At 68.2% G+C, this 6,975-nt stretch carries 8 protein-coding genes; 6 read left to right on the forward strand and 2 right to left on the reverse strand.

Annotated features, from left to right (window positions below; all coding sequences use genetic code 11):
• Positions 1 to 94 precede the first annotated feature (94 nt).
• Positions 95 to 1,156: a Dyp-type peroxidase gene (locus L810_RS08460; protein ID WP_042973787.1), complete on the reverse strand. Its 1,062-nt coding sequence runs from the start codon at positions 1,154 to 1,156 to the stop codon at positions 95 to 97.
• Between the two features lie 368 nt (positions 1,157 to 1,524).
• On the opposite strand from L810_RS08460, the gene L810_RS08465 reads away from it, so the two are divergent.
• The 5 genes from L810_RS08465 (at position 1,525) to L810_RS08485 (ending at position 5,189) form a co-directional block, all read left to right on the forward strand.
• Positions 1,525 to 1,953, forward strand: a complete 429-nt coding sequence (locus L810_RS08465) for a LysR family transcriptional regulator (RefSeq protein WP_042973789.1) — start codon at positions 1,525 to 1,527, stop codon at positions 1,951 to 1,953.
• Complete coding sequence (locus tag L810_RS08470) at positions 1,950 to 2,399, forward strand: phosphate-starvation-inducible protein PsiE (protein WP_042973791.1); 450 nt, start codon at positions 1,950 to 1,952, stop codon at positions 2,397 to 2,399. The genes L810_RS08465 and L810_RS08470 overlap by 4 nt, the downstream gene beginning before the upstream one ends.
• A 238-nt stretch (positions 2,400 to 2,637) precedes the next feature.
• On the forward strand, positions 2,638 to 3,093 hold the full coding sequence (locus tag L810_RS08475) for a DUF1269 domain-containing protein (RefSeq protein WP_021157956.1): 456 nt from the start codon (positions 2,638 to 2,640) through the stop codon (positions 3,091 to 3,093).
• A 34-nt stretch (positions 3,094 to 3,127) separates the two neighbouring features.
• Positions 3,128 to 3,382 (forward strand): hypothetical protein, encoded by a 255-nt coding sequence (locus L810_RS08480; protein ID WP_021157957.1) that lies wholly within the window; start codon positions 3,128 to 3,130, stop codon positions 3,380 to 3,382.
• A 382-nt stretch (positions 3,383 to 3,764) separates the two neighbouring features.
• Entirely contained in the window at positions 3,765 to 5,189 is a 1,425-nt protein-coding gene (locus L810_RS08485; protein ID WP_042973792.1) for an aminotransferase-like domain-containing protein, read from the forward strand.
• Positions 5,190 to 5,223: 34 nt separating this feature from the next.
• On the opposite strand, the gene L810_RS08490 is transcribed toward L810_RS08485, so the two are convergent.
• The gene (locus L810_RS08490) at positions 5,224 to 6,384 is read right to left on the reverse strand and encodes an NAD-dependent formate dehydrogenase (RefSeq protein WP_021157961.1); all 1,161 of its coding nucleotides are present in this window, start codon (positions 6,382 to 6,384) and stop codon (positions 5,224 to 5,226) included.
• A gap of 234 nt (positions 6,385 to 6,618) precedes the next feature.
• On the opposite strand from L810_RS08490, the gene L810_RS08495 reads away from it, so the two are divergent.
• On the forward strand, positions 6,619 to 6,975 hold a 357-nt coding region (locus tag L810_RS08495; RefSeq protein ID WP_042973793.1), incomplete at its 3' end, for a Rieske 2Fe-2S domain-containing protein.

A 6,975-nucleotide genomic window follows, 5' to 3' on the forward strand; every position in this document is an offset into this window, starting at 1 on the left:
CGCTGCACGCGCACTGCCTGCCGACTGAACAGAGGCGGTTCCGGACACGCCCGGCGCGCGGTCGCGCGCCGGACGGCCATCGGTACCCTGCGCGTTACGACGGGACGCCTTTCAGCGAGCCGATTTTCAGCGAACCGTCGCGATGCGGCGCGGACGGCGACGCTTCCGGCTGCGCGGCGTCGGCGGCCGGCGCCGCGCGATCGGCGAGCGCTTCGAGCAGGTCGGCGGACGGCACGAAGAACAGCGAGCCGGTGACCGCGCGGCTGTAGTCGAGCAGGCGGTCGTAGTTGCCGGGCGGGCGGCCGACGAACATGTTCTCGAGCATCTGCTCGATCGGCGCCGGCGAGCGCGCGTAGCCGATGAAGTAGGTGCCGAATTCGCCCGCGCCCGGGCGCCCGAACGGCATGTTGTCGCGCAGGATCTTCACTTCCTGGCCGTTCTCGTCGAGCGTGGTCAGCGAGCTGTGCGAGCACGACGGCTTCACGTCCGGCGCGAGTTCGATGTCCGACAACTTGGTGCGGCCGATGATGCGTTCCTGCGTCTCGACCGCGAGCGCATTCCAGCCGGCCATGTCGTGCAGGTACTTCTGCACGATCACGTAGCTGCCGCCCGCGAATTCCGCGTCTTCGTCGCCGATCACCGTGAAGTCGACCGCCTCGCGGCCTTCCGGGTTCTCGGTGCCGTCGACGAAGCCGATCATCGCGCGCTGGTCGAAATTGCGGAAGCCGTGCACCTCGTCGACCACCGTGACGGCATCGCCGAGCGCGCCGAGCAACTGCGTCGCGAGTTCGAAGCACAGGTCCATCGCTTCCGCGCGGATGTGCAGCAGGATGTCGCCCGGCGTCGCGACCGCGACGCGCTGCCCCGCGCCGAACTCGCGGAACGGATGCAGCGCGGCGGGGCGCGGGGCGCCGAACAGCGCGTCCCATGCGTCGGCGCCGAAGCCGCATACGCAGGTGAGGTTGCCGCCCGGCACGCGCTTGCCGACCGAGCGCACGAGCGCGGCGATGTCGCCGCACCACGAACGGATCGTGTCGGCGTGCTCGGCGCCGGGATTGATCGTCGCCACGAGGAAGATCGCGCTGCGCGTGATCGGGCTGTGAACGGCCTGGGAGAGCGGGGGAGGTGTCTGCATCGCGGGCTGCCGGTCAGTCATGTCGGGACGGGCGGGCCGTGGCGCGCGAAGGCGAACGGTTGAACTGTGTCATGCGACTGTTCTCTTTGTGTCATGCGGATGAAGGACGTCGCGCGTGCCTCGCGCAACGGGCCGCGGCGGTGGCGGCCGGCCGCGCGGCGCGTGACCGGCCCGCACCGCGTAACGTCGTCGAGCAAGCAATCTAGCAGCTTCGGCGGGGCTTTGGAACCCGTATCGCCGAACTGTCATGCGAATGCGTCAAACAGGGCCGGGTTTCGGGCGGCGCACGCGCAGCTGTACTCCTGGCGTGCGCGGCGCTGTGCTCTTGAGCGCGCATGCCGCGTGCAGTAGATTAGGTTCCGCTGCGCCCGCCGACGAGGAGCGTCATCATGAACCTGCTGGAAGCGATGCGTGTGTATGTCGCGGTGGTCGAGCGTGGCGGCCTGTCCGGTGCGGCGTCCGAACTGCGGCTCGACGAAGCGCAGGTGAGCGAACGGATCGACTGCCTCGAACGGTATCTCGGCTGCCGCCTGCTGCTGTGCCGCGAGCACGACGACGTGGCCTGCTCCGATGCGGGCGTCGCGTTCCACGTATGCTGCCGCCGGACGTTGTCCGCGGTCGAGCAGGCGATCGGCGCGGCCGGCCCGCACGCGCCGGCGGTGCCGGATGCGCTCGACGCGGCCGACGCGCACGACGCACCCGACGCACCTGACGCACCTGACGCACCCGATAGCGGGACCGTGCATGCTGCCGCGCGCGACGCGGCGTTCCCGCCACCCGGCGCCGTTCAAGTTTCCTCAACGCGACTGTCACCTTGAATACGACCACCGTTCCCCGCTCGCCGGCCGAGCGCATTCGCCGCCGCTTCGGCCATTTCCTTCACGCGGCCGAGCTGGCCGGGCTGATCGTGATCGGGCTCGCGACCGCGTTCGCGATGGCGCAGGAAGCGTGGAAGGTCGTGCTGGCGGGCGAAGTGTCGCTGACCGACCTGCTGCTGATGTTCCTGTACCTGGAAGTGCTCGCGATGGACGTGCGTTACCTGCGGCTCGGCCGGCTGCCCGTGCGGTTTCCGCTGTTCATTGCGATGACGTCGCTCGCGCGCGACCTGATCCTGCGCGGTGCGACCGACAGCCCCGAGCGGATGCTGATGACGACGTTCGGAATCGTGTTGCTCGCGGTGGGCGTGCTGATCCTGAGTTTCGGCCAGCATCGCTTTCCGGCGGACGTCGACGATGTCGAGGACGATGTGCATGCGCGCAGGTGAGGAGCGGGCGGCGTGCCGCATGCGGCGCGGCGGCTGTAAGCGGCCAAGGCGGCCAAGGCGGCCAAGGCGGCCAAAGCGGCCAAAGCGGCCAAAGCGGCCAAAGCGGCCAAAGCGGCCAAAGCGGCCAAAGCGGCCAAAGCGGCCAAAGCGGCCAAAGCGGCCAATGCGGCCAATGCGGCCAATGCGGCCAATGCGGCCAAACTGATCAAACTGACCAACCAACCGGGCGAGGTATCGAATGACCAGGCAACTGATCGTCGCCGTGTTCGGCAGCGTCGACACGGCCCGTCGGGCCGCGAGCGATTTCGGGGCGCTGTCGGACAAGCATGAGGGATTCCACATCGAGAACGGCGTCGTCGTCGAGAAGGACGCGACCGGCAAGCTCGCGGTGCTCGATGCCGAATCGCGGCCGTTCAAGGGCGGCGTGATCGGCGCGATCGCAGGCGGGCTGCTCGGTCTGCTCGCCGGGCCGCTCGGCGTGGTCACCGGCATGGCGGCCGGCGCGGGGGCCGGCATTCTCGCGGAAGCGGCCGGCAACGCGCTGCTCGACGGCACGTTCGTCGAGACGATTGCGGCGCGGCTCGTGCCCGGCAGCGTCGCGGTCATCCTCGAAGCGAAGGAGGACACGCCGTTCTCGGTCGACAACGTCGTGTCGGGATTCGGCGGCAAGGTGTTCCGCCAGGCGCTCGATTGAGACGCTTCCTTTCGGTCAGCTTCGGGAGAACCGCATGCGCATCGATCAATCGTACCGTCGCTTCGACATCGCGGCGACGTTGACGCCGCTGCCCGGCAGCGGCAAGCGCGCGATCGCGGCCGTCGACGTGACGACCGACGATCCGGCCCGCGTCGCCGATCTCGGCACCGGGCAATTCCTGCAGATCCGCAAGTGGGTCGAGTCGAACGACGTCGCGTGGCTGACGGTGGTGTTCGACGAGTGCAAGGTCGCGATCGACCACTACGCGGACAACGTCGACGACGCTTGATCGCACGCGAGGCCCGCGCATGACCGGGCTTCGCGTGATGGCCGCCCGCCGGCCGTCGGCAATACGCGTGCCCATGCGCCTGCATGTGCGCCCGGTGAATGGCCCCGCGCCGGGCCGTTCCGCCGCGTTCGAATCTGTTCACCACGCCAACCGGATTTGGCGTTTCCTCGCCAAACTGTCACTTACATTCGTCGAAATGACGCAGTAGGATGCCGAACCTTGTCTAGATGAGATTCGCGTTGCTATCCGCCTTCAATTTCGATAACGGACGAGGTTCGAACCGGGCCCCCCGCGCCCGGGCACGGCTATCCGGCTTCGTGCACCGGCGCGGCCATGCCGCCCGTGCAGCGCAGGCCGGTTCACCGCTGGCGGGGCGAGGCGGATGAAGCTCTACGAGAAATTTGCAAACGACGTAGAGAGACTCATCCGGCAAGGCGTATATCGACACGGCGATCGTGTGCCGTCGGTGCGGCAGGCGAGCCAGCAGCACCGGATCAGCATCACGACCGTGCTGCACGCGTATCTGCTGCTGGAAAGCCGCGGGCTGCTCGAAAGCCGCCCGCAGTCCGGCTATTTCGTGAACCTGCGGCGCGACGACGGCCACGCGCCGGTGCGCGAGCTGCGGCCGTCGAAGCCGATCGCGATCTCGTCGTCGGTCGACGTGAGCCGGCTCGTGCTGTCGACGCTGCGCTCGATCGGCACCGACGACGCCGTGCCGCTCGGTTCGCCGTACCCGGACCCGAGCCTGTTCCCGTTCGAGAAGCTGAACCGCTACGCGTACGCGGCCGGCCGCGACAAGTCGCTGTGGGGCGTGACGGACGGATTGCCGCCCGGGCATCCGCGGCTGATCCGGCAGATCGCACGGCGCTACCTGGAAAACGGGATGTCGGTGGACCCGAACGAGATCATCGTGACGGTCGGCGCGACGGAGGCGATCAACCTGTGCCTGCAGGCGGTGGCGAAGCCGGGCGACACGATCGCGGTGGAATCGCCGACGTTCTACGCGATGCTGCACGCGATCGAGCGGATGGGGATGAAGGCGATCGAGGTGGCCACGCATCCGGAATACGGGATCGACATCGCGGCGCTGGCCGCGATCGCGAAGTCGCAGCCGATCGCCGCATGCATGGTGATGCCGAACTTCCAGAACCCGCTCGGCTTCCAGATGCCCGACGAGCGCAAGCGCGAACTGGTCGAGTTCGCGACGAAGGCCGACCTGCCGGTCATCGAGAATGGTGTGTACAACGAACTGTACTTCGGCAACATGCATCCGAGCACGCTGAAGTCGTTCGACCGCCACGACATCGTGCTGCATTGTGCGTCGTTCTCGAAGAGCCTGACGGCCGCATACCGGATCGGCTGGGCATTGCCGGGCCGTTATCGCGAGCAGGTCGAGAAGCTGAAATTCCTGAACACGCTCGCGACGCCGTCGTTGCCGCAGCTCGCGATCGCGGAGTTTCTCGAACGCGACGGCTACGAGCATCACCTGCGGCGGATTCGCAAGGCATATGCGCAGCAGGCGAACCTGATGCGGGCGATGGTGTCGCGGTTCTTCCCGGAAGGCACGCGCATCTCGAGCCCGGCGGGTGGATACGTGCTGTGGGTCGAGTTGCCCGCGCAGGTCGATGCGATGCGGCTGTACCAGCTCGCGCTGGAGCAGGGCATCACGATCGGGCCCGGCTACATGTTCTCGATCGCGGACAGCTACCGGAATTTCATCCGCCTCAACTACAGCAGCCCGTGGTCGCCGGAGATCGAGCAGGCGGTCGTGACCGTCGGCAAGCTCGCCGCCTGCTGCGTCGACTGACCGTACCGCCGCGCGCCGGGCGCGGCGCATGGCGTCACGTCAGCCGGTACGACTGCGCGCCCGTTCCCGCGAGCGTGCCGCCGTCGACGATCAGGTATTCGTTGCGGATCGGCTTGCCGTCGAACCAGCACTGCAGGATCTCCAGCGTGCCGGCCGCATAGCGTGCCTGCGCGGACAGCGACGTGCCGGAGATGTGCGGGGTCATCCCGTTGAACGGCATCGCACGCCAAGGGTGATCGGCCGGCGCCGGCTGGGGAAACCACACGTCGCCGCCGTAGCCCGCGAGATGTCCGGACGTGACGGCATTCACGACCGCGTCGCGGTCGACCAGCTTCGCGCGCGCGGTGTTGATCAGGTATGCGCCGCGCTTCATGCGCGCGATCATCGCCGCGTCGAACAGGTGCTCGGTCGACGGGTAAAGCGGGATCTGCAGGTTGACGATGTCGACGGCGCTCGCGAGCGACGCGGCATCGGCGTGATACGTGAGCGCGAGTTCCTGCTCGACCGACGCGTCGAGCCGGTGGCGCTGCGTGTAGTGCAGCTGCAGGCCGAACGGCTTCAGCCGGCGCAGCACGGCGAGCCCGATGCGTCCCGCGCCGACCGTGCCGAAATGCATGCCCTCGACGTCGTAGCTGCGCGACACGCAATCGGCGATGTTCCAGCCGCCTTGCTGCGCGATCGCATGCGACGGCAAGTAGTTGCGCACCAGCGCGAGCGTCGTCATCACCACGTGCTCGGCCACGCTGATGCTGTTCGAGCCGGTGACTTCGGCGACGGTGACATGCGCGCGAGCGGCGGCGTCGAGATCGACGTGATCGGAGCCGATGCCGGCCGTCAGCGCGAGCTTCAGCTTCGGCGCGCGGGCGATCCGTTCGGCCGTCAGGTACGCGGGCCAGAACGGCTGCGAGATCACCACGTCCGCTTCGGGCAGCCGGCGCTCGAATTCGGAATCGGGGCCGTCCTTGTCGCTCGTGACGATCAGCGTGTGGCCGTGCACCTCCAGATAGCTGCGCAGTCCGAGCGCGCCGGACACCGAGCCGACGAGTTCGCCGGGCCTGAAGCCGGGCGGGCCGGCCGGCGTCGGCGCGGTTTGCCCGTCCGCGTAGCGCGTGATGACCGGAATCGCATCGCGCACGTAGCGCGGCGGGTAGCCGTCGACCGGATCGGGGTAGAGCACGCACAGGACGGTGGCCATCGGGTAGCACTCCTGGTGAAGGGGGATGCGGCACGCGGATTGCGCAGGACGCGCGACGTGCCCTCGCAGGCAACGGGTGTGTTGCGCCGCAACGTTGATGACGTTCTACGCCCGTCATGGCTCGCGTACAAGCTACAGTCGGTGTTTGCGTGCGCTGCGGAGGCGTCTGTACCTGTTCTTTTCAAATGGGATGTCGATAATGGGATCCTTACCTGACTCTCAGGGAGCCACGTCATGACTGGAAGCGACGCTTCGTCTTCACGCCCCGACCTCACGCAAGGCATCGCGCTCGACGATCTCGCCGACGGCGCGATGATCGAGGGCCATGTCGGCGATACCGCGGTGCTGCTCGTGCGCCGCGCCGACGAACTGTTTGCCGTGGGCGCGCAGTGCCCGCACTACGGCGCGCCATTGGCCGACGGCCTGCTGGAGGGCGACACGATCCACTGCCCATGGCATCACGCGGCGTTCTGCCTGCGCACGGGCGCACTGCTGCGCGCACCGGCGCTCGACGGGCTCCCGTGCTGGCGCGTCGAACGCCGCGACGGCCGTGCCGTCGTGCTCGATGCGCGGCCGGCCGCCGCGCCTCCC

It is taken from the genome of Burkholderia sp. AU4i (assembly GCF_000466765.1).
GTDB lineage: Bacteria > Pseudomonadota > Gammaproteobacteria > Burkholderiales > Burkholderiaceae > Burkholderia > Burkholderia cepacia.

Coding starts and splice junctions, on each gene's coding strand:
- L810_RS08465 (WP_042973789.1), top strand. CDS start 1,525: ATGAACCTGCTGGAAGCGATGCGTGTGTATGTCGCGGTGGTCGAGCGT.
- L810_RS08485 (WP_042973792.1), top strand. CDS start 3,765: ATGAAGCTCTACGAGAAATTTGCAAACGACGTAGAGAGACTCATCCGG.
- L810_RS08490 (WP_021157961.1), bottom strand. CDS start 6,384: ATGGCCACCGTCCTGTGCGTGCTCTACCCCGATCCGGTCGACGGCTAC.
- L810_RS08475 (WP_021157956.1), top strand. CDS start 2,638: ATGACCAGGCAACTGATCGTCGCCGTGTTCGGCAGCGTCGACACGGCC.
- L810_RS08460 (WP_042973787.1), bottom strand. CDS start 1,156: ATGACTGACCGGCAGCCCGCGATGCAGACACCTCCCCCGCTCTCCCAG.
- L810_RS08480 (WP_021157957.1), top strand. CDS start 3,128: ATGCGCATCGATCAATCGTACCGTCGCTTCGACATCGCGGCGACGTTG.